This is a genomic window from Dysgonomonas sp. 520 (assembly GCF_010501095.1).
GTDB lineage: Bacteria > Bacteroidota > Bacteroidia > Bacteroidales > Dysgonomonadaceae > QVMP01.
In genome coordinates, this window is sequence record NZ_QVMP01000008.1 from 178713 (window position 1) to 204945 (window position 26233).

Below are 26233 nucleotides of genomic sequence, written 5' to 3' on the forward strand. Positions count from 1 at the left end.
TCATCCAAATTTCTTTGTCCTCGATACATATAATGAGACTTTCAAATTTCGAGGATGGGTTTATTTTACAGAATTATTTCATTATCAATAGTATTGTTGGCAGGAACGGTTTTTGCCCAACAGAATGACTCAATCTCTATAAAACAGGATATTGATAATGTAGAGATAGTAACTTCTGCCAAGCCAAATTCAATTAAAGCCGTATCTCCTCTGCAAGTATTGACTATCGAGACAATAGAAAAGATAGGGATTGTTTCCGTATCGGATGCCGTGCGGCATTTTACGGGAGTAATGGTTAGGGATTATGGCGGAATCGGAGGACTGAAAACTGTATCGCTGCGAGGTTTCGGCGCTCAACATACAGCCGTTTCGTATGATGGCATAACCTTAAACGATGCTCAGGCGGGGATGATAGATATAGGCCGCTTTTCGCTTGACAATGTGTCTATGTTGACCCTCACGCACGGACAATCTGACAACATTTTCCAACCGGCTCGCAACTTCTCTTCTATTGGAGTATTGAATATAGAAACAAGGAAACCGCTTTTTTCGAATCGCCGATATGAGGGAAAAGTGCGTTTAGGTACGGGTTCTTTCGGATTATTCACTTCATCGCTAGACTTCTCATACAAGCTAAACAATAAGTTTGCACTGGATGTGAATGGCGGGTGGCAACGTGCCGACGGAAAATATCCGTATGAAATGTCAAATATTATTCAAGTGGTTGAGGGAAAACGTATAAATAGCGACGTTGATATACTCAGAACGGAAGTTAACCTGTATGGCAACCTCTCCGACTCGGAAAAATTGCAGGTGAAAACATATTTCTACAACTCGGATATGGGAGTGCCGGGAGCTGTGATCCTTCGCAATCCGTATTCGGCTTCACGATTAAACAATCGGAATTTTTTCACGCAAATACAGTATTGCAAATCTTTTACGGATAAATTCTCATATAAACCATCCGTAAAGTATAACTATGATTATGCGAAATATACAGATGACCAATCGTATGGTAAAACCAAAGATGAATTTATACAGAACGAGCTTTATGTATCCAATGCTTTCTTATATCAGTTAAGCAAATCTTTTTCAATATCACTGGCTGAAGACTTGGCGTATTCGGAAATGCAAAATGATTCTATAAAGAACAACATACTGAAAAACCCGAAACGAAAAACAAGCCTTACATCAATTGCGTCGAAATTCGAAAACGAAAGATTGACTGTAACAGGAAGCCTCTTTGCCACATATTCGCAAGACAAGGTAGTGGCATCTCAAAAAAGTACCTATAAAAGAATCACGCCATCGTTGGCAATGTCTTATGCCATACTAAAAGGTAACAAATTGAGATTCAGAATATCATACAAAGATATATTCCGCATACCCTCTATGACGGAGGCTTACTGCAAGCAAGCCGGGCAACCGTTGAAACCCGAAAAAGCAAGGCAATTGAATACCGGACTTGTGCTTTCTACAAGATTATCCGAAACTCTCGATTATTTAAGCGTAAATGTGGATGCCTATTGGGCCAACGTGAGGGATAAAATAATTATAATACCTAACGGAGTCTTGTCCAGCACTTCGAACAAAGGAAAGGTGCGTATGTCGGGTTTTGATACAAATATCAATCTGAATATCAATCTGTCGGAAGACATGAGGATATTGATTAATGGCGGTTACAGTTTCCTTGAAGCTATTGATATAACAGGTTCGGCAAGTACAAATAAAAGTTACAAAGACCAGATTCCATACACTCCAAAACATTCGGGTTCGGCTTCTTTAAGTTTCGATAATCCGTGGGTTAATTTTTCATATAGTTTGTTGGCATCCGGGAAATGCTATGCTAAGAATCAAAACCTGAAAGAAAATAGAGTGGATGGCTACACAGACCATAGTATCAGTTTGGCTAAAGAGTTGAAACTACGGTCGAACAAGGTTTCCATTCAGTTCTCTTTATTGAATATTTTAAACAAAAACTATCAGATAATTAAATCCTATCCTATGCCGGGACGCTCATTCAGAGTAACGGCAGGGATTAACTTTTAAATTGAAATTATGAAACTTAAAAACTTTTTTCTGAAAGGAATGCTGTGCACATTATTAGCTTCCGGATTTGTTTCGTGCGAAAGCGATGACGATGAAAAACCTTGGGTTGAACCCGTTGTTACAACAGGAGCTTACATCTTGAATAACGGTTCGTGGCATGGCAATAATGCAAGTTTATCTTATTATGATTTTGAAACAGATCAACTGACGGAGAGAGTATTTGCAAACGTGAACAGCAAAGATTTAGGAGATACGGCAGAAGATATGCTTATCTATGGATCTAAAATGTATATCACCGTTACAGAATCGAATGTTGTATTTGTTACGGATTTGTCCGGCAAAATAATAAATACCATAGCTCCCCTTGATGCCGATAGCAAGCCCGATTTGCCTCGTTATCTGGCTGCTGCGGGAGGCAAAGTGTACGTTACGTTGTATAGCGGACATGTAGCCAGAATAGACACCACATCTTGCAATATTGAGGCTAAGGCCAAGGTAGGTGCTTTTCCTGAAGAAATTGCAGTGTCTAACAATAAGCTTTTTGTTGCTAACAGTGGGTATGGAAGCGGAAATACGGTATCTGTTATAGACCTGAATAAATTTGAAGAAGAAGCTACGGCTATAGAAGTAAGGTCAAATCCTATGCGAATAAAAGCTAATTCTCAAGGAGATGTATATGTTATCTCTGCAGGAGACTTCGAAACCATACCAAGTGTTCTTCAAAAAATAAACGTAGGAACAAACAAGGTCGATTCTATTACTACTGCCAGCAAAATGGCTATTAACGGCAGCACTATCTACGTTATTGATTCTCAATATTTAGGAAAGCAAGAGAAAACAAAACTTCGCACTTATAATATGAAAAACAATAAAGTAGACGACAAGAGCTTTATTGGTTCGGATGGCGATTTAAATATAGATGAAATAAGCTGTATGTCGGTAAATCCGGCTAATGGAGATATGTATATATTCAAATCGAGCTATGTTGCAAACGGCGATGTATACATATATTCTTCTGAAGGAGAGTTCAAAAAACGTTTCGACACAGGAGGAATAAATCCAATGGGTGCATTTTTTCTAACTAGCAAATAGGATAAAAAAATGAAGGTGTCCAAAAAGTAAGATTGCACTATCAAAGTGTTACTGATTTTTGTCATTGAGTCGCTTTCGCTCCTCGAACGTTGTTTCTGAGTGCAACGAAGAATCTGTACTTTCTAAAAACAGATCCTTCACTTTGTTCAGGATGACAAAAAGACATTGAATCTTACTTTTGGGACACCCTCATATATATGATTCACAACATTGTTACTCTATGCAAACATTGCTGCCACACGTTTAACACCCTCAACCAGAATATCTATTTCCTCTTTGGTGTTGTAAAAGGCAAAACTTGCCCGTACCGTTCCCTCAATACCTAATTCTTCCATCAAAGGTTGGGCGCAATGATGCCCTGTACGCACGGCTATCCCCATTTTGTCGAGCATCATTCCCATGTCGTAATGATGAATATCTTTGACAAGAAAAGATATGACGCTGGTTTTATGCTCCGATGTTCCGAAGAAACGAATACCCTCAACTTCCGACAACCTTTGCATTGCATATTTTAACAACTCGTCTTCGTAAGTTTTTATTTTATCCAGCCCGATAGAAGAAACATAATCAATGGCCGTGGCTGTGGCTATCACATCCGCATAATTAGGTGTTCCCGCCTCAAATTTGAAAGGAAGCTCGTTGAAAGTCGTACCTTTAAACGATACATGGGCAATCATCTCACCTCCACCCTGATAGGGAGGCATTTTATTCAGCAGTTCTTCTTTTCCGTAAAGAACCCCCACCCCTGTCGGGGCATATATTTTATGTGCCGAAAAAACAAGGAAATCACAATCCAGCTTTTGAACGTCAATAGCCATGTGCTGAACAGACTGAGCGGCATCTATCAACACAGGAATATTATGACCATGAGCTTTTTCTATAATCTTTTCGATAGGGTTTACCGTACCCAACACATTGGATATGTGCATAATGGAAACCAATTTCGTTTTCGGTGAAATCAGTTTATCAAATTCGTCCAGTTTCAGTTCTCCTTTTTCATTGATTGGAATCACCTTCAGCTTGATGCCTCTTATCGTTTCCTGCAGTTGCCACGAAACAATGTTGGCATGATGCTCCATTGCCGATATGATGATCTCGTCTCCTTCGCTGCAAAAAGCCTGACAAAAGCTATGTGCCACAAGGTTGATAGCTTCGGTAGTACCTCTTGTGATTATAACTTCACGGCTATGTTCGGCATTGATGAATTTTTGAATAGTGGTACGTGCCTGTTCGGCCTGTTCGGTAGCCTCCTGACTAAGATAGTGCACACCCCGATGCACATTTGCATTGATATTGAAATAAACCTCGTCCAGTTTATCTATCACACACTTAGGCTTTTGAGTAGTGGCTCCATTATCCAGATAAACCAACGGTTTTCCGTAAACAGTACGGGAAAGTATAGGAAAATCGGCTCTTATTTTGTTTACATCAAATGACATCGTTATGCTATTTATTTACAAATCAGGCAATTTCCGCACCTAACCTGTTCTCCTTTAAAACGTTTCTCTACCAAATCATGAAGACGCTCCCTCAGCACATCCAAACGAACAAGCCTCAACACATCATCCGTAAATGCCTGCATCAACAGAAGCCTTGCATCGTCTTTCTTTATTCCACGGGCACGCATATAGAAAAGTGCATCTTCATCCAACTGTCCGGTGGTTAGTCCATGCGAACATTTCACATCGTCGGCATAAATTTCCAACTGAGGTTTAGAATACATGTGTGTATGCGGCGAGGCGCAAAGATTGTTATTCGTCTGATATGCCATCGTTTTTTGAGCATCTTTCTCAACCAGAATACGCCCGCAAAAAGCACCTAATGCCTCATCCTGCAATACATATTTAAACAACTGCGTGCTATGGCAGTTAGGCTTGGCATGATCGAGAAATGCAAAATTATCCACATGTTGTTTTTTTCCTGCGATTATCATTCCTGCAACGGTAGATTCGGCATACTCACCGTCCAATTTGACATGATAATTGTTGCGGGTAAAACCACAATTCAATGTCAGGTTATTGACCAATACATTCGAGTTTTTTGCCTGATGAACGAAGGTTGAGGCTATGCGGGTTGTCTTCTCCGAACTTTCTTCCAATTCATAAAAATCGACATGCGCATTTTCTTCCGCAAAAATTTCCGCTACTTGTGTCGCTAAAAACTTGGCGCTATCCACGGCATGATCGCAAACCAGAACTTTCGCCTGTGAATTTTTCCCGACAATGATAAGAATACGCCTGTTTACAAGATAGTCGAACCTGCTACGCAAAATATTAATCAATTGGATAGGCTGTTCCAGAACCGTATTGTCAGGAACATAAAGTACAAAACCATCCTGAACAAACATCGTATTAAAAGCTACTGTTCCGTTTTTTTCCAGATCAACTGCCTGATTATAATATTTCGAAAACACATCGGGATGCTGTTCCGCAAATGTTTTCAGGCTCCCTGCATAAACCCCTTCCGGATAATTGATTTCCGGAACACCTTGATCAAAAAACATGTCATTGATAAGGAAATACAGATTTGTAGACAAATCGGGGACATTGCATTTATAGTCTGTATACGGATCTATTTTAAGAGGAATCCTCCTGATATTAATACCATAGTCGGGTTCAAAAGCGGTTGCAATATCAGAGTGCAGAAAATCTTCCTGTTTGGATGTCGGAAAACCTAATGCCTTAAATGCTTCAAACGCCTTTTCCCTATGATAATTTATTCCCGCAGCCGAATTCGAATCAATATCTGCACGGTATGTAGTGAATAAATCTATATATTGATTTTCAATCATTTACTTCTTTTTTTTATTTGAATTCCTTGATAATCCAATCGTATCCTTTTTCTTCCAGTTCCAACGCCAGCTCTGCACCTGCACTTTTCACAATCCTTCCGTCATAAAGCACATGCACAAAGTCAGGCTTAATGTAATCGAGAAGGCGTTGATAGTGAGTAATAACAAGCGTGGCATTATCAGGGCGATGCAATTTGTTCACACCTGAGGCAACGATACGCAAAGCATCAATATCCAATCCCGAATCGGTTTCGTCAAGAATAGCCAACTTGGGGTCGAGCATCGCCATCTGGAAAATCTCGTTACGCTTCTTCTCTCCTCCCGAAAAACCTTCGTTCACAGAGCGGCTTGCCAAAGAGCTATCCAATTCTACCAACTCGCGCTTTTCTTTCATCAATTTCAGAAATTCGGATGCCGAAACAGGGTCTTCACCTTTATGTTTCCGCACTTCATTCAAAGCCGTACGCATAAAGTTTGTCATGCTCACTCCGGGAATCTCAACAGGATACTGAAAACTTAGGAAAAGTCCTTCGCAGGCTCTTTCTTCCGGTTCCATTTCCAGCAAATCGAGCCCATCGAAAGAAACGCTACCTTCCGTTACTTCGAAGTTCGGATTACCGACAAGAACCGATGCCAATGTGCTTTTTCCGGCTCCATTAGGACCCATTATCGCATGAACCTCACCCCTGTTTACTTCAAGATTTAAGCCTTTCAATATTTCTTTGCCATCAACTGTGGCATGTAGATTTTTAATATTTAATAGATTTGCCATTACGGTTATTTAATATTGTGTATAAGTATTACATCTTTTTATAAACGCCGAAAATACTCAAAAGTTTTGCCTGATGCAAACTATCAAGTATCTATAAAATTTATGACATGCCCTTATTTCCTCAGTCTATGCCTTTTATCTTTTGCCAATTAAGGATATATTTGAGATGGCAACGCCAATCACTAAATATCCATTTCAACCAATACCGGACAATGGTCGGAGTGCACAACTTCCGACAGTATAGCCGCATGACGAAGCCTGTGCCTTGCCTCTTCCGATATGAGGTGATAATCGATACGCCAACCAAGGTTTTTAGGCCTTGCTCCGGCACGGAAGCTCCACCAGCTATATTTTTCCGGACTTTGATCATACTCCCTGAATGTATCAACCATACCCATTGCAATGAAACGGTCGAACCACTCACGCTCTTCAGGCAAAAAACCGGACGATTTTTGGTGACGTTCCGGATGATTTATATCTATTGGTTTGTGGCAAATATTATAATCGCCGCAAATCAGAATTTCCTTACGCTCTTTGCGCAGTTCCAGTATGAAGTTTGTAAAATCTTCCAGAAATTGCATTTTAAATTCTTGGCGAACATCGCCTGTGGTTCCCGAAGGAATATATACGCAAATCAGGGTGAAAGCACCAAAATCGAGGCGTATCACTCTTCCTTCCTGATCATACACGGGCATATCCATGCCTATTTTCACATAATCGGGTTTAGTTTTACTGATAACCCCTACCCCGCTATATCCTTTTTTTTCGGCATGATGGAAGTAACAATAGTTATATCCCAAGGCTTGCAAAGAAATCAAATCTATTTGTTCTTCCTGTGCCTTTAGTTCCTGAAAACATAGTATATCGGGCGATTCCTCCTCTATCCACGACAACAGGCCTTTATTTATTGCCGAACGTATGCCGTTTACGTTATATGATATGATTTTCATTACAATTAAGATTTAGTGTTACTTGATTCTTCTGCCATCTCGGCTTCTTTTACTTTCTTGAACAGATCGGATGCGAAAACAAAATCGTTCAGAGCCTCGTTTGTCGAACTCATTATCTCTTTATTTGTTCCCGACCATTCCAGATTGCCTTCTTTTATAAAAAATATCCTCTCCCCGATATTCATTACAGAGTTCATATCGTGAGTGTTAATGATGGTTGTCATGCTATACTCCTTGGTTATATCATGAATCAGGTCGTCAATCACCAGTGAGGTTTGAGGGTCAAGCCCTGAGTTTGGTTCATCGCAATACAGATACTTAGGATTCAATGAAATAGCACGGGCAATGGCCGCTCGCTTCATCATCCCTCCACTTATTTCGGATGGGTACAGATGTCCCGATTCTGAAAGATTTACACGATCGAGACAGAATTGAGCACGCTTCACTTTTTCTTTTTTCGACAGTGGCGAAAACATTTCCAAGGGGAAATAGACATTCTCGAAAACGGTCATGGCATCAAACAACGCAGACCCCTGAAAAAGCATACCCATTTCCTTTCTCAATTCTTTCAAATCCTTGCCCGACATTTTGGTCAGATCGCGCCCGTCATACAGAATCTGACCTTCGGTTGGGCGCATCAATCCTATCAGGTTTTTCAGCAGCACCGTTTTACCCGAACCGCTTCGCCCGATAATCAAATTCGTTTTTCCTTCTTCAAAAACTATATCTATGCCTTTCAGGACTTCTCGTCCGTCGAAGGATTTTTTCAGGTTCACTATTTCTATCATCCCATCATCAATTGAGTTAGCAACAAGTCAGCCACTAAAATTAAAACACTGCTCATCACCACCGAATTTGTACTCGCTTTTCCTACATCCAACGACCCGCCTCGTGCGAAATAGCCATAATAGGAAGCCACTGTTGATATTATATATGCGAAAAACACAGATTTCAAGATGGCATACCAAACGTAAAACTGCTTGAAAAATGATTGCAATCCGTATTCAAAATCGGCAACAGGCATTATATTACCCAACAAGCAAACGGCATATCCCCCTATAATTCCGCAAAACATACTGAATGTCACCAACACCGGAATGAAAGTCATCAGCGACGCAATTTTTGGCAATATCAAATAATTTGCAGAGTTTACCCCCATTATTTCCAATGCGTCTATCTGTTCCGTAACCCTCATTGTCCCTATTTCGGATGCAATATTAGACCCGACTTTTCCGGCCAGAATCAAACACATAATGGTAGACGAAAACTCCAGTATAATAATTTCACGGGATGTATACCCAACTGTAAATCTGGGCATTATAGGCGAATCGATATTCAATTTTATCTGAACCACAATTACTGCCCCGATAAAAAACGAAATAATGATAACGATCCAGATGGAATCGACCCCCAGTTTGTTTATTTCGCTGATGTATTGTCTTAAAAAAACACTCATTTTCTGAGGCTTGGTAAATACTTTCTTCATCAGAAGTGTATATTGCCCCGTTTTTTCTAATAGAGATAGTAACATATTGTAATTAGGTATTCCTTAAAAATGCTTGATTTAACTTGAAAGTGCAAAGATAGTTATTTTTAACCATCAATATTAAGGTTCAGACCTTTTTTATTCCGTCTGTTTAGTTGCAATCTTAAAAAACACTGTTCTAATTTAACCCTAACATTTTCAAGGCTTTTTCCATATCTTCGGGGGTGTCGATGCCTATGGTTTCAAGTTCGGTATGCCCGACTTTTATCTTATAGCCATTCTCTATCCAGCGCAATTGCTCCAACGATTCGGCCAACTCCAAAGATGATTGTGGCAACCGGGTTATCTCTTTCAGCACATCCACCCGATAGGCATACATCCCGATATGCTTGAAAAAGGTGTGTTTATCCAACCATTCGGAGTGATGCGCATCCCTGATATAAGGCACTATGGAGCGGCTGAAATAGATAGCTTCATTGTTCTTGTTTAGTACAACTTTGGGAGAATTGGCATTGAAAAGGACGTCAAATCCATCTTCTTTTCTGAATGGCTTTACCAGAGTTGCAAGCTGAATATCCATGCTATCGAAGCATGCCTTTAAGGTTTCGATCTGTTTGGGTTGGATAAAAGGTTCGTCGCCTTGAATATTTATCACCACATCAAAGGGTTTGCCTATTTTTTCGAAGGCTTCGTTACATCTGTCCGTACCGCTCCGGTGATTGGTTGAAGTCATAACTACATTTCCTCCGAAAGCCTTCACGGCATCCACAATCCTTTCGTCGTCGGTTGCTACCCATACTTCATCCAAGGCCAGCTTCACTTGCTCATAAACCCGTTGAATCATCGGCTTTCCGACCATGTCGGCAAGAGGTTTTCCCGGGTAACGGGAAGAGGCGTATCTTGCCGGAATAATCCCAATAAATTTCATTTTTCTGTGCTTTTTCGTTTAGTGACTTTCACAATCTTAGAGTCTTTCAATTTCACAGGTTTAGAGTTCTTTCTGAGTTTCATATTGAGAAATTCGACAGACAATGAGAATGCAATGGCAAAGTAAATATATCCTTTTGGAATTTCACCTACTTGAGTGCCAAATATTGATAAATTAGCTAAATGAGCAGCCTCAACAATCAACATCATACCTATCAGTATAAGAAACGAAAGCCCCAACATTTGAATGGTAGGGTGCGTATTGACAAAATTGCTGACAGGCGTGGCAAAAAACATCATGACAAGCACTGCTACAACAACGGCTGTCACCATAATAGCCATTGCCCCGCCATACCCAAATTCGTTGAAGCTGACAAGCCCCACAGCGGTCAGCACACTATCCAGAGAGAAAACAATATCCAAAGCAACAATCAGCGCAACAACGGAGATCATTTTGTTTTTTGCCTTCCCCGCCTCATGGGTTTCGTCCTCTCCTTCCAGCTTATGATGTATCTCCGACACACTTTTATACAATAAGAATAAACCTCCTACAAAAATAATTATACTTCGCCCCGATATTCCGCCATCTATCCATTCGGTATCGAACGTATAAAAAGGCTTTGACAATTTCATCAACAGCGAAATACCAAACAGCAATACTATGCGGCACAACATGGCCAATGCCAGACCGATAGAGCGAGCTTTAGGTTGCTGTTCCTGAGGCAACCGAGACGAAACGATAGACAGGAATACAATATTATCTATACCTAAAACTACTTCCAAAAAAATAAGGGTGACAAGCGCTACCCATGCGGAAGGATCTAAAAAAACTTCTAAAAATTCCATTTTTCAGTTCTATTATTAATTTAAATTAATAACATCATAATGAGCATAAAAGTTTGAAAGGATACTATTTGTTTTTTCTGTCAGTTTGTCAGTCTGCACAAAAAATCAGATTTTGGCACAACATTTGATACTATCTGTGGAAACGATAAATTTTAAACAATCGACAATAAAAAATAACAAATAAATATAATCTAAATTTTTATGGGAAAAATAATAGGAATTGACTTAGGTACCACAAACTCTTGTGTTGCCGTGATGGAAGGTAACGAGCCAATCGTTATCGCCAACAATGAAGGAAAAAGAACAACTCCTTCGGTAGTCGCTTTCATCGAAGGTGGCGAACGTAAAGTAGGTGATCCTGCCAAACGTCAGGCAATCACCAATCCTGAGAAAACTATCTACTCTATCAAGAGATTTATGGGTGAAACTTGGGATCAGGTTAGTACAGAAATTACCCGTGTGCCTTATCAAGTGGTGAAAGGTGATAACAACACTCCACGCGTTGATATCGACGGACGTCTATATACTCCTCAGGAAATCTCTGCGATGATTCTTCAAAAAATGAAAAAAACTGCGGAAGATTATCTTGGACAGGAAGTTACAGATGCCGTAATCACTGTTCCGGCATACTTTAACGATGCTCAACGTCAGGCTACTAAAGAAGCAGGCGAGATTGCAGGACTAAAAGTTCAACGTATTGTGAATGAGCCAACGGCAGCAGCTCTTGCTTATGGTCTTGACAAAAAACACATGGATATGAAAATCGCTGTGTTCGACCTTGGTGGTGGTACATTCGATATTTCTATTCTTGAGCTTGGCGACGGTGTGTTTGAAGTAAAATCGACCAATGGTGATACTCACCTTGGAGGTGACGACTTCGACAACGTGATTATCAACTGGTTGGCAGAAGAATTCATAAAAGAAGAAGGCCTCGACTTGCGTAAAGACCCAATGGCTCTTCAACGCCTGAAAGAAGCTGCCGAAAAAGCTAAAATCGAGCTTTCAAGTACCGCTTCAACAGAAATAAACTTGCCATACATTATGCCGGTTAACGGTATTCCAAAACACTTGGTAAAAACATTGACCCGTGCTAAATTTGAGCAATTGGCCGACAGCCTTATCCGTAAATGTATCGAACCTTGTCGCAAATCGTTGAAAGATGCAGGATATACTCCTTCCGACATTGACGAGGTAATTCTTGTTGGTGGATCGACACGTATACCTGCTGTTCAGGCAGAGGTTGAAAAATTCTTCGGAAAAGCTCCGTCGAAAGGAGTTAACCCTGACGAAGTTGTTGCCGTAGGTGCTGCTATACAAGGTGCGGTTTTGACGGGTGAAGTGAAAGACGTATTGTTGTTAGATGTTACCCCTCTTTCATTAGGTATCGAAACTATGGGTGGCGTGATGACTAAATTGATAGAAGCAAACACGACAATACCAACCCGTAAGAGCGAAACATTCTCAACTGCTGCAGACAATCAACCTTCTGTGCAAATCAATGTGTTGCAAGGAGAACGCCCGATGGCAAGCGGAAACAAACAGATCGGGGTATTCAACCTGGATGGTATACCTGCTGCGCCACGAGGAGTTCCTCAAATTGAAGTAACATTCGATATTGATGCCAACGGTATATTGAAAGTTTCGGCTAAAGATAAAGCGACAGGAAAAGAGCAATCTATCCGTATTGAAGCCAGTTCTGGTTTGAGCGATGCAGAAATTCAACGTATGAAAGATGAAGCTGCAGCAAATGCCGAAGCTGACCAAAAAGAAAGGGAAAAAGTGGATAAACTGAACCAAGCAGACTCTTTGATTTTCCAAACAGAAAAACAATTGACCGAACTTGGCGATAAAATCCCGGCAGAACAAAAGGCTCCTATCGAAGCTGCTTTAACAAGATTGAAAGATGCTCATAAGGCACAGGATATTCCTGCTATTGATGTTGCGATGGAAGAATTGAACAAACTTTTCCACGAAATGAGCCAGCAAATGTATAACCAAACAGGCGGTGCAACTGCAGACAACGCAGGAAGCAGCAACACTCAACCAAATGATGACGGCGGTGTTACTGACGTAGATTTTGAAGAAGTGAAGTAAAAGGCGATTAGCAATAATCAGTAAATAGTAAAAATAGGCTGTAAACCAAGTGTTTGCGGCCTATTTTGTTTTTAAACAATTCTCGAATACTATTGTTTTTGATTGTTTTTTATCATACATTTGTACCATATTTGTAACGGGCGTTAATTGGCGACAATGTGGGTCTTATCGCACCTTATTGCGCCTTAAAGATACTTAATTGGCGATAATGTAACGGATGATATAGAAATATGGGATTTAGTCAACTGAAAATACCGAAGATTTGCGAACAATGTGGAAAACCCTTTGAAGCAAAAACAGTAGTCACGCGTTTTTGTGGTTCTGCTTGTGCAAACAAGTCCGGTAAAGAGAAAAAGCGACAGCAAAAGGAGGCAGAGAAGAAACAAACTATTTTGGAGCAATCGGCTGAGAAAATAGCTCAAATGCAAACACGTCCTTATATTTCAATTACGGAGGCTACTATTCTTTTCGGAATTTCAAAAAACACAATTCACCGCCTAATCAAAGCAGGAAAAGTGCCTGCCTTCAATTTGGGTGAACGCCTGACAAGAGTTAGCCGGAAACACCTCGAAGAAATGTTTACTGCGGTTGAAATACCTGAAGAGCCAAAAGAAAAGCCAATGAAACTGCATTACGAGATAGATGAATGTTATACTGTTACCGAAGTCTCTGTAAAATATGGCGTGTCGCCCTCAACAGTTGAGAATACAATTCGCCGGAACAGCATTCCAAAGCGTCAAGTCGGTAATTATGTATATGTACCTAAAGAGCAAATTGATAAAATATTCGCAGGCAAATGAAACAACTCTCCAATACAAAAGTAACTGTTCGATTACGCAAGGCGGATGATCGGAAGGAATGGTATGTTTACATTGAAAGCTATCCGGTAAATGTTCCCGGCAAGCAAACACCACAACGCATTCGTGAATACTTAAATCGTTGCATTACCACTGTAGAATGGGATAAGAAACGTACAGCTCGCACAGATGCAGACGGAACAAAAACCTACAAACCCAAGCGTGATGACAACGGAATAATCATTTGCCGAAGCGAAAAAGACCAAGAAACAATGTTGTATGCTGATGGAATCCGCAAGCTTCGCCAACGAGAATATGACAATGCCGATTTATATAGCGATACGGAAAGTGCACAGGTCGAACAAAAGGAGCGTTCACAGCAGAATTTTGTGGAGTATTTTAATGCCACTGCCAAGAAACGCCACGCACAAAGTTCAGATTCCATTCGTGTAAACTGGAAACGAACCTACGAATTAATAAAGCTCTTCGCTGGAGACACATTGCCTTTTTCAAAAATAGACAATCGCTTTGCTGAAGATTTTAAGTTATATCTTTTATCCGCTCCATGTGGAGGTAATAAAAGCGGAACAATCTCCCGCAATACCGCAGTAACTTACTTCTCCATTTTCAAAGCCGCATTAAAACAGGCCTTTGTTGATGGATTCCTGACAACTGATTTATCAGCAAAAATCAAAGGCATACCGGAACAGGAGTCAAGGCGTGAATATTTGACGGTTGAAGAACTTAATATCCTTGCCGGAACACCGTGCGAACGTGATGTTCTTAAACGCGCAGCATTGTTTTCTGCTCTTACCGGATTACGCCATTGTGATATTCAGAAATTGAAATGGGAAGAGATTAGTATTAATGGCGACCACGCCCAGCTACATTTTACACAACAGAAAACAAAAGGCGTTGAATATATGCCCATTTCACAACAAGCACTTGATTTGTGTGGCGAACCTCGTGAACCCGAACAACTTGTTTTCGAAGATTTACCCGACTCAGCATGGATCTCCAAACCATTGAAACGTTGGATGGAAGCTGCCGGAATTACGAAGCGGATTACATTTCATTGCTTTCGGCATACGTATGCGACGCTCCAATTAAGCAGTGGCACAGATATTTACACTGTTAGTAAGATGCTCGGACACACCAACGTAAAAACCACACAGATTTACGCAAAAGTTGTGGACGAGAAGAAAAGCAAAGCGGCACAAGCTATTCAGTTGGACACCCTTAAAGACACAGAAGCATGAAAAACAACATTCTGGAATACATTATATTATATGTGATTATGGCTTGTGTTGCTTTGGCGATTGCAGCATTGGCACGCATGTTTACTGTTTCGGTAGGCTTTGATAGCTTTACAGCTTTCATAGTCTTTATTGTGGTATTGGCTGTTCAGGTAGTAGTCTATTTGAGTATCCATGTGGTATTGCAAAATATGATGTTGCCGTGGATTGGGAACGGATTGGCTAAAATTCCATATTTCCGGAATAAGATTGAGCAAGGGAAAGTTACTCAGACTGTTGCTGAACCACAGATAGAAGTAATTGATACTGATATACCAGAGCCGGACTTCCCTTTAGAGGATATCCGGAACGAACAGCAACAAAATATGGCCAAAGAACAGGAAGAAATACTGAATATTGCTCTTAACTATACCCGAAAATCGTTTGCGCTTTATCTTTCCTATGAAGACCTTGATCTTCTTTGTCGGAATATCCGTGCATACATGAACAAGTTAGATGAGAAAGAGTTGAAGCCGGTTAAAGTAAAAGAACTATCTGCTCTCGACCTCCGCCATTTTGGTTGGAATATTTGGAATTATTTCAAACCGAGAAACCAGATGGATATTGCCAACTTGCTGAAAATCGTGTTTCCTGATATTTTCAAAGGCGTAGAAGTGAAAAGTATCAAGCGACACTTGAAGGATGATGAGTTGAAGGGGGTGATTAAAATACAGGAAAATATTTAAACTTAGAAATACATGGAAGCACAAAATTTATCAGAACTTTTTAGTACAAGGATTTTTAGAACTCCTGATTACCAAAGGGGATATGCTTGGAGCGAGAAACAGCTCTCTGAATTATGGGATGACTTAGAAGACATCCATATCGATGAAAATGAGGAATATAAAAAACATTATACAGGAACAATATTTTTGAAAGAAATATCTGCAAGTTCAACTGAAAAATGGCTCAAGGGAGTAAAGTTTTACGACGTTGTTGATGGTCAACAACGTCTAACAACAATTAGTATTTTGTTATTCGAACTATTAAATGCAACAGAAATTGGCTATGCCGAAGAAAGTAAAGTTGATTTGTTGAAAAAATACATTGCCACGTCGAACATGAGCGGCAATAGTAAAATTTATAGATTCAGTTATTTGGATACAAATCAAAATTACAAGTTCTTGCTTCGCGAAATTTTTGAAGATAACAAAGAGATACTGCCTGTTACCTATAAAAATCATTATACTGAGAACTTACAATTTGCTAAAGATTTCTTTAAGGAAAAAATATTGAGTATATCTCCTGAAGAACGAGAAGTTGTGTATCAAAAGCTTACCACATCATTTCTATTTGATATACGTACAATAGAAAATGATTTAGATGTGCAAGCAGTTTTTGAGACAATGAACAATCGAGGCAAACCACTTTCTACGTTAGAGAAATTAAAAAATAGACTTATTTATTTGACTGCAAAGTTACAATGCTCACAAGAAGATATTGAGATGTTGAGAAAAAATATCAATGATGCTTGGGGTAATATTTATACTTGGCTAGCGCAAAATCCCAAACAGGTTCTTAACGAAGATGTGTTTCTTTCTGCTCATCTATCGTTATATAGGAAACCGGAAGAATATACTTTCTCGGAGACAATGGCGGAAAAGAAGGTATTTGAAATGTTTTGTAATAAAGCCGAAAAATATAAAGAGGAAACTGTCTCTTATACTAAAATAGAAGATTATATCCTAAAGCTCTCAGAGTTAGCTCCTATTTGGTTTGAAATACACAACTCGAAATCCCAATTGATAAACAAAATATTAGTTATGGATAGTCGAAAAGAAGTGAAAATATTTTTGACAGCTTTAATCAATGAAAAGACAGACAAGCAAGAAGATATTTTTGGCAAAATAGAGAAAATACTTTTCCGAAATAGAGTTCCAGGTATATGGCTTATGGATGAAAGAACTATGGCGAACTGGGCAAGAGAAATATACAATCAAGAAAAATCATTGATTGATATTCTTAATGAGATTGAGGAACTTCTCGCCCGTCCAATCAATAATATAGATATAATCAACGGCTTCAAATATCTTTTCACTTACGAAAGAGGCGCAAAAGGCTTTCATAGATGGTGGAATTTGAAATACTTCTTATTTGAATATGAAAACTGGTTAAAAATAAAAGCACGAGAAACGAATGATAAGGTGACTCTTTCTGATTACGATGAAACAACCATAGAACATATTATGCCACAGCATTTTTGGAATAATTGGCAGACGGAAATGAACGAAGTAACTAATAGCTTAGCTGATGAAAACCAGATTGTGCAAACAAGGAAAGTGATGATTAACACTCTTGGAAACTTAACAATACTTAAGAATGGAAAAAACTCTTCTCTTGGGGATAAGAGTTGGGATGTTAAAAAGGAGAGATTTAGCACTGGCTCTTATAATGAAATTGCAATAAGCAAATGTGATACTTGGACAAAAGACAGTATTTCCGGAAGAGGGAAAGAAATGCTTATATTTCTTCAGACAAAAGTCAATGGGCTTGTTTTTTCGGACTCAGACATAGAAAATATATTATTCTTTGACAACTATATTATTGATGCTGTGTACGGAAAAAGTCTTTCAGCTAATGCAATAGATTAAATAATATCAGCACTTCAAGTGTTTTCTAAGTGTTTCTCTAGTGTCGCCCAGACACCGCAGAAACACTATTTTTATTTGCACCATAAATCATAAAAACGATTATTTATGGAAGCAAATGAAGTTTCTTTTGAAAATCTGCCCAAGGCAGTAGCACATTTAGTCAGCGAACTGGCTGAGATCAAATCTTTAGTTGAAAAGGGGCAAACACCTGTTGTCCCTCAGAAGCGAATCCCGATTGACATTGAAGAAGCTTGCCGGATTATCGGCAAAGCGAAACCTACCGTGTATGCCCTTGTACGTAAGCGGCTAATCCCTTGCTATAAGAATGGTAAGAAACTTTATTTCTTTGAGGAGGAACTTCTCGAATGGATTTCCAAAGGCAAGAAGAAAACCTTGCAGGAGATTGAATCCGAAGCGGAGGCGGAATACAATAAGCGTAAAAATCTACGAGGATGAACCTGTTCGATTTATTAGCCAATTTCTGGCGAGTGGACGAGCAGGAGAATTTCAGCGGAAATGATACTCGTTTGTATTTCTTCCTGATTCATTTGGCTAACCGTTCATTTTGGGCAGAATGGATCGAGTACCCTAATGACCGAATGGTTGCCAATGCCAATATTTCTTTGCAAGTATTGAAATCTTCACGCGACCGACTAAAGGCAGCCGGTCTGTTAGATTATGCTTCTGGAGGCGGACATAGGGTTAAAACTAAGTATCAGATTTTAGCACCTAAGTCCGACCTTAAACCCTCACCCTATAATATAAAGACTAAAGACAAAAACTCTAATATAAATTCTTATGGAAAAAAGAAAGGATTTGTCCATACGGGAAGTGATTTCGACTAATCAGCAATTCTTTCAGGCATTGCGGAAAGATGCTCAGGAGATAGTCGCCCATGAAAAAGAAAAGATTCGGAGACTGCGTTTGCCCTTGCCGTTGGCTTATGCTGACTTTCAGAGCTTGTTTTGCGAATTTGGCACGATTTGTTTGTACAACCGTAATCAAGCGAAGGATTTTGTCATTGACAAAAATAACGAGCCTATGATAGAGCAACTTTATTGCTACATAACCTACGATTCTGCTTTTTCCGGTGATTTAGACAAAGGCATTATGCTACAAGGTAAGTACGGTTGCGGCAAAACGATCCTATTAAAAACATATTCATTGCTTCACAATCATATTTCGAGAAGATTTTTTCTAAATCAGCCTTTGTTTACGTTTATCAAGTCTGTGGAATTGCAGGAGCAAATTGTAAAGCAGTCGGCAAGCGTATTTGCCCGGCGACCATTAATCATTGATGAATTTGGACGAGAATCCAAAACGGTTCAAGATTATGGAAACGTTACCCGACCCATATCCGAACTGTTGAGTTTGAGAAGTGATGTTGGAGTCATTACACATGGCACCACGAACTTCACTTTTGCTACACTTTCGTCAGATGAGTTCTATGGTGGAATGATTGGCGACCGCCTCAAAGTGATGTTCAATTTTATCACTTTGAATGGTGAAAGCCGTCGAGTTTAAGCTTTCATTCCAATGGCTCTCTATTCGCGAGCAATGTAGCAAGAGGGAACTGGACAAGTCCTGTTCTATCCTCTTGCCCTACGGGGTTACTTGCTGTTAATCAGCAAGATATTAAAAGCGAGTTTTATAAAGACTCGCATAAACAAAATCGCTAATAGTCTATTGATTAAGCGGTTAACAAAATGATTTCTTATAAAAAAGTTATAATATGGCACAAAATAAGAATAAAACAGCATTAACGACGATTGGGATTGACCACTCCACCAATCGCCAGATAGATAAACTTTGCAAGCGGTACAATCTGAAAAAAGGAGAGATCGTGAAGCTCGCTTTCGAGTATATGGATAAGGCGTGTATCAATCCGTCCGATCCACCGGAATCCGTTAAAACGGAGTTGGCGAAAATCAACAAACGGCAGGATGACCTGATACGTTTTATCCGCCACTTTGAAGAAAAGGAACTGAATCCGATGATTCGGGCAACTCATTCGATAGCCGTCCGTTTCGATGGAGTAGTAAAAACCTTGGAGGAGATGATCAAATCGGAGATTGAGGTAATGTGGGAAAGGAATTCGGGTGTCTTACAAAAAATCAGTGATACCTTCGGACGCCACGCTGAGATTATAAATGGTCAGACCAAGCGATTGTCATCTATTGATGAGAAACAAAAGCGAGATAATCAGAAATTATTAAATCTGATTAGCCTCTATTCCGAACTGGCAACGTGTGGAGTAATGGATGGCAAACGAAAAGATAACCTCAAGGCTGAAATTCTCAACTTGATAAACGAGCAATAGTATGAATATTGACTTCCCACCGCCCTCTAAAGGAACATACAACAATGCTGGAGGTTGCCGACAGTTGGCAAATTATTGCGAACATGAGGATTTGGAGCGTATAGAGAAAGGCATTTATACCGAAGGCTTCTTCAATCTGACAGAAGAGAATCTGTATAAAGCCAATATAATTGAGGATATTGATACGAATATCGGTCAACTCTTGAAAACGGATGCCAAATTCTATGCAATACACGTCAGCCCGTCGGAAAAGGAACTTAAAACAATGGGCAACAGCGAGCAAGAACAAGCCGAAGCCATGAAACGCTATATTCGGGAGGTCTTTATTCCTGAATATGCCAAGAACTTCAATAAAGGATTATCCGCCGAAGATATAAAGTTCTATGGCAAAATTCATTTTGACCGCAACCGGTCAGATAATGAGTTGAATATGCATTGCCATTTGATTGTCAGCCGGAAAGATCAGTCGAATAAAAAGAAGCTATCGCCACTTACCAACCACAAGAATACCAAGAAGGGAGCAATCAAAGGCGGTTTCGACAGAACCAATTTGTTTCAGCAAGCAGAAGCAGGTTTTGATAGACTCTTTAGCTACCAACGAGATTTGCAAGAAACTTTTGTTTACTGTAATACCATGAAGAACGGCAGCATAAAAGACAAATTGCAGATGCAAGAGCAAGAATTAAAACAACCAAAAACGGTTTTAGTGCCTGAAATTGAGAATAGTAAAAAGCAAGAGCGTACCAACGTTGGTACGGACATACAGCCAAACAGCCAAACATATGACCATTCAAACGACCAGACAGCCGGACAGCCGATTAGCCGTAGCGGACAAAACGTTCTCTCTTCGTTATTCTCCATACTCCCCACCGCAGCAGATGTTAGCAATCCCAATCCGGAAGATGAACAGCCACTAAAAAAAGTCAAGAAAAAGAAGAAAGGCAGAAGGATAGGCTAATGAACTCCTTTTTCATTTAGCAAACAAAGGTATATTCCAAGAATAAAACGTCAACACCAAGTCGCAAGCGGTTTTGCGGAAAATCTCCATGCTTCCGCTTTGCTTCAGGTAGTATTTCCCGCAAAAGTGTTGCCTAATTTATTCTTTCCATAGAAGAGGTGTTTACAAAATGAAAAAGGGGGAAAATATGCAGGGTGTGTGTATGAGATAGGTTAGTTGGGTGATGTTTTTTTGAATAATTCCTGTTTTTGCCCGTAAAAACAAGAATTTATTATATCTTTACCACTATAATTGTTAGGAATATGACGGATATTATAAGAGCCACAATTGATAAATTTCCATTTGGATTTGTGTTTACTCCAAGTGATTTCCCTATTGATGTAATCAAACAAGCTTCCGTTAATAGGATACTTAACAACATGGTTTCTGCCGGATCCATTCGTCGTTTGTCGAAAGGTCGTTTCTATAAGCCTCAAATCAGTAAGTTTGGCGAACTGCCTCCGGACACATATCAAATTGTTAAAGATTTGCTTGAGAAAAATGGGAAAATTATAGGTTATATTACCGGATATTCTGCATTTAATGACTTAGGACTTACCACACAAATGCCTTTTGCCTTACAAATTGGTGTGAGGAATGAAAAAAAAGCCATTCGAAGAGATGTGTATCGAATTAGTTTTATTAAGCAAAAGAACGCGATTACTAAAGAGAATATTCCTTTATTACGCTTGCTTGATAGTTTACGTTTCTTTAAGAATATACCTGATACAATGCCTGATGAAGCTTGCAAGCGATTGTTGTATTTATTTTCTCAACTTGATAGTGCACAGGTTGGAAAGGTAAAAAAAATGGTGCTGAACTATAATCCTTCAACTATAGCGTTGTTAGGAGCCATACTCGAAACGCTCAATAAAAACGAAGATACTAAGAATTTATTAAAACAGTTAAATCCACAGACTTCCTATAAATTAGGCATTTCCGAAGATGTGTTACCTAACCAACAAAAATGGTACATAAAATGAATCTACATACAAACAAAGAGCTGTTTACTACACTTGTTGCTTTGACCGCAAAGCATTTCCGCATAACGCCTGCTTTTGTGGAAAAGGATTATTGGATCACGCTTATTCTCCACAACCTATCAAATTCTCCATTTTCTAACAATATTGTTTTTAAAGGTGGAACTTCTTTGTCTAAGGGATATAGGTTGGTGAATCGCTTTTCGGAAGATATTGATATTGCTATGATTGAAGAAAAACTGAGTGGTAATGCGTTGAAAACAAAGATTCGCAATATTGAAAAAGGAATAACAACTAACTTTACAGAAATAACCGATCCGAATCTTACCAGCAAAGGTTCTATGTTTCGGAAATCGGTTTTTGAATACCCGTCGATTATTTCCAGCGTTTTAAGCGGAAATATGGTAAAGCGGATTATTGTAGAAATTAATTCATTTGCCAATCCATACCCTTATTTGCAACAAAAAATAACTTCTTTTATTGCAGAATTTCTTCAGGAAACAAACCAACAACAGGAAATTGAAGAATACGGGTTGCAAGATTTTTCTCTCAATGTATTAGACAAATGTAGAACGATGCTTGAAAAGCTTGTATCGCTCATACGTTTCTCTTTTTCGGAAAATCCAACACAAGCTATCGCTTCTAAAATCCGACATTTCTATGATTTGTATTATTTAGCTCAAGATTCAGAGTGTTGGGAGTATGTGCAGTCGTCTAATTTTAAATTGGATTTTTTAGAGTTGTTAGTTCATGACAAGGACGCTTTTGATACACCGGAAGGGTGGCGGATAAAAGACATTTCAGAATCACCCTTAGTAGACAATTTTACAACTTTATGGGTTGGGTTACGAACAACTTATCAAAATGAGTTATCACAATTGGCATTTGTAGAAATTCCTGATGAAAGAGATGTTTTTAGTTCATTTGAGAGATTAATCAGATACATATGGTAGATAAAAATCGAATACAAGTCTACAGTACGAACAGGCGTTGGCTTGTTTGGAAGAAATACATAAGGAGTGGGAATCATAAAAGCAAATGGTATGAGAAGGTAATTTTCTTTAGCAACGGTGCTAACGAATTACGAAATTAATTGTGAAATGAAAACACACAAGATGATAATAGGCTTGGTTGATGCGGACTTACTGAATGGAGGTACGCGTCATCCTAATCTTGTACTACTGAAATTAGCGGGATTCTTAAATGATAATGGAATTCTGTTTCATCTGATTATTGACAAGGATGAGGATATAGCGAAATATACAAAGATATTTATATCAAAGGTGTTTGCATTTACTCCTGATCCCCTCTTTTATGAGAAGGCGAAAGGAACGATAGCAGAAAAGAAGTTCAAGGTTGGGGGAACAGGTGATTATGCAATAAAGAAGGATGTGAATGACTTCAAGGCTGCTCGCACTAGAGATATGAACCAATTGGAAAATGACGAATTTCTGAATCGATATCCGAATAAGAGAGGTGGCAAAAAGTTGTTAGGCATTGATATGCGTAGGCAGATGCCATATTATAAACTTTATGACGAATATGTCAAGATTAAGATAGCGGAAGGAAGGCGTGCTTCATATTTCAATGACTACCTCTACTATTCTATTGGCTTCCTGACTCGTGGCTGTATGCGTCATTGTCCCTTTTGTGTCAACAAATTAGAGAATGAGGTTTACCGTTATTCCGAACTTGAATGGTTCTTGGATGAAGAAAGAGATGAAAAAGGCAATTTAGTTCGTCCGTATATTTATCTTTGGGATGACAACTTCTTAGCTGCTTCGAAAGAAATCTGGAAGTCGATGTTGCAAAAGCTGATTGATTCAAAGCGACCATTCCAGTTTAGACAGGGGCTTGATGAACGAATACTTGCTGAAAGTGAAGACGGAGAAGAAATTGCTTTGATGCTATCAAAATGTAAGTATCATGGCGATTTCATTTTTGCCTTTGATAATTGGCGAGACCGTGAAAAGATAATCAAAGCTCTCAAGATTTGGAAGCGGTATAATCCGAAAAGAATGACAAAATTCTATTTATTTTGTGGTTACACACTGAAAGCAGGAGAAGACGAAAAGCTTTACAATGACATAAAGATCCTATTTGAGCGCATTCGCATTTTGATGCAATATGGATGTTTTGGATATGTGATGCGACACGCTGATTATACTAATCATGAGCAGTCAAATATCTATGTGCAAATTGCTCGTTGGTGCAATCAGCCGCAATTCTATCGTTATATGTCATTCTGGGAATACTGCTACCGAAATCAGTCATATTGGGAACAAAATACAAAAAAAATAGATGTGCCTAATCAGATTCCATTTCAAGAGTTTGAAGAACGTCTAAAAGCTGGATATTATGCCAAAGACGGTCTCAAGCTTTGTAAGACAATACAAACGTTAGTGGATTTTATGTCCAAATTTCAAGAACATCGAGAAGAATTGCTTGAGATGTTCAATTATAAATTGAAAGAATTAGAAAACCCAACCCTTTGGATTAAATAATTATGATTGTCGATCACACAGAAAAGAGCTTGTCCCGCTTAGAATATCTAATAACGAAGGACGATGGGACTCCGTTACAAGGAGAGATTGATATGTACAGGAGGATTGTGCATGATTGTGATAACAATTCAATGACATGGCATTTCTGGCATGACATTAATTTACATATTCAGTCAGGTAGAGCATCGGAGATTCAGATTGATTTTTTACTTATTTCTGAGTTAGGTGCGATTGTCGTAGAAGTGAAAGGTGGAGCTATTCAGATAGAAGCTGGAAAGTATTTTTATCAAAACAGAGGAGTGCTTACCCCGATGGGGCGTTCGCCATTTCAGCAGGCTGAAGATTATCAATGGGCAATAATCAAAAGTAAGGTGATAAATGGGGAGGAAGTCTTTGTTGATCATGTTTGTGCTTTTCCTCATGCCACACTTGACCGTACGAATAGCAATCCCGCACAGGACCTTTCATATAAGATGTGGAACAAAAACGGTCAAGATTCTGACGAATCTTTCGCCGAGTTTTGTATTGATATTCTGGAAAAAGATAAACAGCGAAAACGCTGGAAAAACACCAAATTATCTAGTGAGGTTTTAAATTCAGTGATAAATAATTTTGCTCCAACAGTCAAAGATTCTGGAAGGTATAGGCAGTCTTCATTGAAAGATATTTTGAATTGGCTGAATATATCGAACTTGGATGCTTTGGAAAGCCTCCAAAGAAATCATAGGGTAGTAATAGAAGGTGGGCCAGGTACTGGAAAGACTACGATTGCTAAAGCTTTCATCAAGAAAAACAAAGGTCTACGTGGATTATACTTATGCTGGACTAAATTGCTTGCGGCACAAATAAAATACACTTTACAGTTAGAAGGACTTTGTAATTGTGAAGTGGAAAGTTATACTTCATACATGCATCGAATCTCAAAGGGAAATATTTCTATAAACGAATTGAGTCTGACGATTGGATTGCAAGAATTGGAATCCACAATTGAGGTATATATGAAAGATCAATCATACGACTATGTAATAATAGATGAAGCTCAGGATGTTGCAGACAAAGGTATGACAGTAATTCTAAGAGAGCTTACTTCTTTACAACACACAGGTCTTCAGACAGGACGTTTTTTGGTATTATATGATATTGAGCAAGGATATAACAGCGGAACTCGCAATTTGGAATCAGCAATAGACGATATTACTCGAACATCTGCACACTTTACAATCAACGGGAACAAACGAGTACCGACAAACATCGAAATTGTTAGATATGCTAATGAGTTGTTGGATTTAAAACCGGAAGAGGTTGCTACTTTCTGGAACACAATTAACAATGAAGAGAGTGCGTGTAAAATACACGTTGTAAATGATTCGAAGACTCTTACAAGAGTTTTGAAACAAAAAAGAAAAGAATTAACCTCTATTAGCCCATCGTTACAAAATTCCACAATCCTTGTTCATTCAGATTTACTATATCCAATAAACGGAGAACAAGACTCCGTCTATGATAAACTCACATACTCGGATTCAGTTATAGAATTATCTATAGAAAACATACATAGACTGCCAGAATGTTCAATCGGTCTTTCAACTATATTGAAATACAAAGGTTTGGAAAATGAAAACATCATTCTTATCATACCAATTAAATCACTAAGAAGCTCATTCGACAACTTCTTGTTTGAAATTTATGTAGGCATGACACGCGCTATTATGAATATTGATATATTTATCCTTAATACGTAA

24 protein-coding genes are annotated in these 26233 nt (G+C 39.0%); 16 read left to right on the plus strand and 8 right to left on the minus strand.

Translation table 11 applies throughout. The features are described 5' to 3' along the window. The first annotated feature begins 54 nt into the window (after nucleotides 1–54). Complete coding sequence (locus tag D0T56_RS06675) at nucleotides 55–2049, plus strand: TonB-dependent siderophore receptor (RefSeq protein ID WP_163319358.1); 1995 nt, start codon at nucleotides 55–57, stop codon at nucleotides 2047–2049. A gap of 9 nt (nucleotides 2050–2058) precedes the next feature. Further along, complete coding sequence (locus D0T56_RS06680; protein WP_163319359.1) at nucleotides 2059–3141, plus strand: YncE family protein; 1083 nt, start codon at nucleotides 2059–2061, stop codon at nucleotides 3139–3141. Nucleotides 3142–3359: 218 nt separating this feature from the next. Here D0T56_RS06680 and D0T56_RS06685 read toward each other — a convergent pair whose 3' ends face one another. The 8 genes from D0T56_RS06685 to D0T56_RS06720 form a co-directional block, all read right to left on the minus strand. Further along, nucleotides 3360–4580 (minus strand): aminotransferase class V-fold PLP-dependent enzyme, encoded by a 1221-nt coding sequence (locus tag D0T56_RS06685; RefSeq protein ID WP_163319360.1) that lies wholly within the window; start codon nucleotides 4578–4580, stop codon nucleotides 3360–3362. An 11-nt stretch (nucleotides 4581–4591) separates the two neighbouring features. Further along, entirely contained in the window at nucleotides 4592–5932 is a 1341-nt protein-coding gene (gene sufD / locus D0T56_RS06690) for a Fe-S cluster assembly protein SufD (protein ID WP_163319361.1), read from the minus strand. Nucleotides 5933–5945: 13 nt separating this feature from the next. Continuing rightward, nucleotides 5946–6704: a Fe-S cluster assembly ATPase SufC gene (gene sufC / locus D0T56_RS06695; RefSeq protein ID WP_163319362.1), complete on the minus strand. Its 759-nt coding sequence runs from the start codon at nucleotides 6702–6704 to the stop codon at nucleotides 5946–5948. Nucleotides 6705–6886: 182 nt separating this feature from the next. Further along, a complete protein-coding gene (locus D0T56_RS06700) occupies nucleotides 6887–7654 on the minus strand; it encodes an exodeoxyribonuclease III (protein WP_163319363.1) in 768 nt (255 codons plus the stop codon). Between the two features lie 5 nt (nucleotides 7655–7659). Next, the gene (locus tag D0T56_RS06705) at nucleotides 7660–8442 is read right to left on the minus strand and encodes an ABC transporter ATP-binding protein (RefSeq protein ID WP_163319364.1); all 783 of its coding nucleotides are present in this window, start codon (nucleotides 8440–8442) and stop codon (nucleotides 7660–7662) included. After that, the gene (locus D0T56_RS06710; protein ID WP_163319365.1) at nucleotides 8439–9185 is read right to left on the minus strand and encodes an ABC transporter permease; all 747 of its coding nucleotides are present in this window, start codon (nucleotides 9183–9185) and stop codon (nucleotides 8439–8441) included. The genes D0T56_RS06705 and D0T56_RS06710 overlap by 4 nt, the downstream gene beginning before the upstream one ends. 133 nt (nucleotides 9186–9318) lie before the next feature. Further along, the gene (gene kdsB, locus D0T56_RS06715; RefSeq protein WP_163319366.1) at nucleotides 9319–10068 is read right to left on the minus strand and encodes a 3-deoxy-manno-octulosonate cytidylyltransferase; all 750 of its coding nucleotides are present in this window, start codon (nucleotides 10066–10068) and stop codon (nucleotides 9319–9321) included. Beyond that, on the minus strand, nucleotides 10065–10913 hold the full coding sequence (locus tag D0T56_RS06720; RefSeq protein WP_163319367.1) for a TerC family protein: 849 nt from the start codon (nucleotides 10911–10913) through the stop codon (nucleotides 10065–10067). Before D0T56_RS06720 ends, kdsB begins: the two co-directional genes overlap by 4 nt. A 201-nt stretch (nucleotides 10914–11114) precedes the next feature. Between D0T56_RS06720 and dnaK the strand changes: the two genes are divergently transcribed. The 14 genes from dnaK to D0T56_RS06790 all read left to right on the plus strand — a co-directional run bounded on the left by dnaK (nucleotide 11115) and on the right by D0T56_RS06790 (nucleotide 26233). Continuing rightward, nucleotides 11115–13007 carry a molecular chaperone DnaK gene (gene dnaK / locus D0T56_RS06725; RefSeq protein ID WP_163319368.1) on the plus strand — a complete coding sequence of 631 codons (1893 nt, stop codon included), beginning with the start codon at nucleotides 11115–11117 and terminating at the stop codon, nucleotides 13005–13007. 230 nt (nucleotides 13008–13237) lie between these two features. Continuing rightward, complete coding sequence (locus D0T56_RS06730) at nucleotides 13238–13807, plus strand: helix-turn-helix domain-containing protein (protein WP_163319369.1); 570 nt, start codon at nucleotides 13238–13240, stop codon at nucleotides 13805–13807. Continuing rightward, complete coding sequence (locus D0T56_RS06735; RefSeq protein ID WP_163319370.1) at nucleotides 13804–15063, plus strand: site-specific integrase; 1260 nt, start codon at nucleotides 13804–13806, stop codon at nucleotides 15061–15063. The genes D0T56_RS06730 and D0T56_RS06735 overlap by 4 nt, the downstream gene beginning before the upstream one ends. Next, nucleotides 15060–15785 (plus strand): hypothetical protein, encoded by a 726-nt coding sequence (locus tag D0T56_RS06740; RefSeq protein WP_163319371.1) that lies wholly within the window; start codon nucleotides 15060–15062, stop codon nucleotides 15783–15785. The genes D0T56_RS06735 and D0T56_RS06740 overlap by 4 nt, the downstream gene beginning before the upstream one ends. Nucleotides 15786–15797: 12 nt before the next feature. Next, on the plus strand, nucleotides 15798–17690 hold the full coding sequence (locus D0T56_RS06745) for a DUF262 domain-containing protein (RefSeq protein ID WP_163319372.1): 1893 nt from the start codon (nucleotides 15798–15800) through the stop codon (nucleotides 17688–17690). Between the two features lie 105 nt (nucleotides 17691–17795). Continuing rightward, complete coding sequence (locus D0T56_RS06750; RefSeq protein WP_163319373.1) at nucleotides 17796–18146, plus strand: helix-turn-helix domain-containing protein; 351 nt, start codon at nucleotides 17796–17798, stop codon at nucleotides 18144–18146. Next, the gene (locus tag D0T56_RS06755) at nucleotides 18143–18535 is read left to right on the plus strand and encodes an NAD-dependent epimerase/dehydratase family protein (protein WP_163319374.1); all 393 of its coding nucleotides are present in this window, start codon (nucleotides 18143–18145) and stop codon (nucleotides 18533–18535) included. Before D0T56_RS06750 ends, D0T56_RS06755 begins: the two co-directional genes overlap by 4 nt. Next, nucleotides 18489–19214, plus strand: coding sequence for a hypothetical protein (locus D0T56_RS06760; protein ID WP_163319375.1), 726 nt, complete (start codon nucleotides 18489–18491; stop codon nucleotides 19212–19214). Before D0T56_RS06755 ends, D0T56_RS06760 begins: the two co-directional genes overlap by 47 nt. Before the next feature lie 208 nt (nucleotides 19215–19422). Further along, a complete protein-coding gene (locus tag D0T56_RS06765; RefSeq protein ID WP_163319376.1) occupies nucleotides 19423–20010 on the plus strand; it encodes a BfmA/BtgA family mobilization protein in 588 nt (195 codons plus the stop codon). 1 nt (nucleotide 20011) lies between these two features. Beyond that, entirely contained in the window at nucleotides 20012–20968 is a 957-nt protein-coding gene (locus D0T56_RS06770) for a DUF5712 family protein (RefSeq protein ID WP_163319377.1), read from the plus strand. 302 nt (nucleotides 20969–21270) lie between these two features. After that, a complete protein-coding gene (locus D0T56_RS06775; RefSeq protein WP_185153848.1) occupies nucleotides 21271–21990 on the plus strand; it encodes a DUF6088 family protein in 720 nt (239 codons plus the stop codon). After that, entirely contained in the window at nucleotides 21987–22940 is a 954-nt protein-coding gene (locus tag D0T56_RS06780; protein WP_163319378.1) for a nucleotidyl transferase AbiEii/AbiGii toxin family protein, read from the plus strand. The genes D0T56_RS06775 and D0T56_RS06780 overlap by 4 nt, the downstream gene beginning before the upstream one ends. 147 nt (nucleotides 22941–23087) lie before the next feature. After that, complete coding sequence (locus tag D0T56_RS06785; RefSeq protein ID WP_163319379.1) at nucleotides 23088–24491, plus strand: hypothetical protein; 1404 nt, start codon at nucleotides 23088–23090, stop codon at nucleotides 24489–24491. 2 nt (nucleotides 24492–24493) lie between these two features. Continuing rightward, nucleotides 24494–26233, plus strand: coding sequence for an NERD domain-containing protein (locus D0T56_RS06790; protein ID WP_163319380.1), 1740 nt, complete (start codon nucleotides 24494–24496; stop codon nucleotides 26231–26233).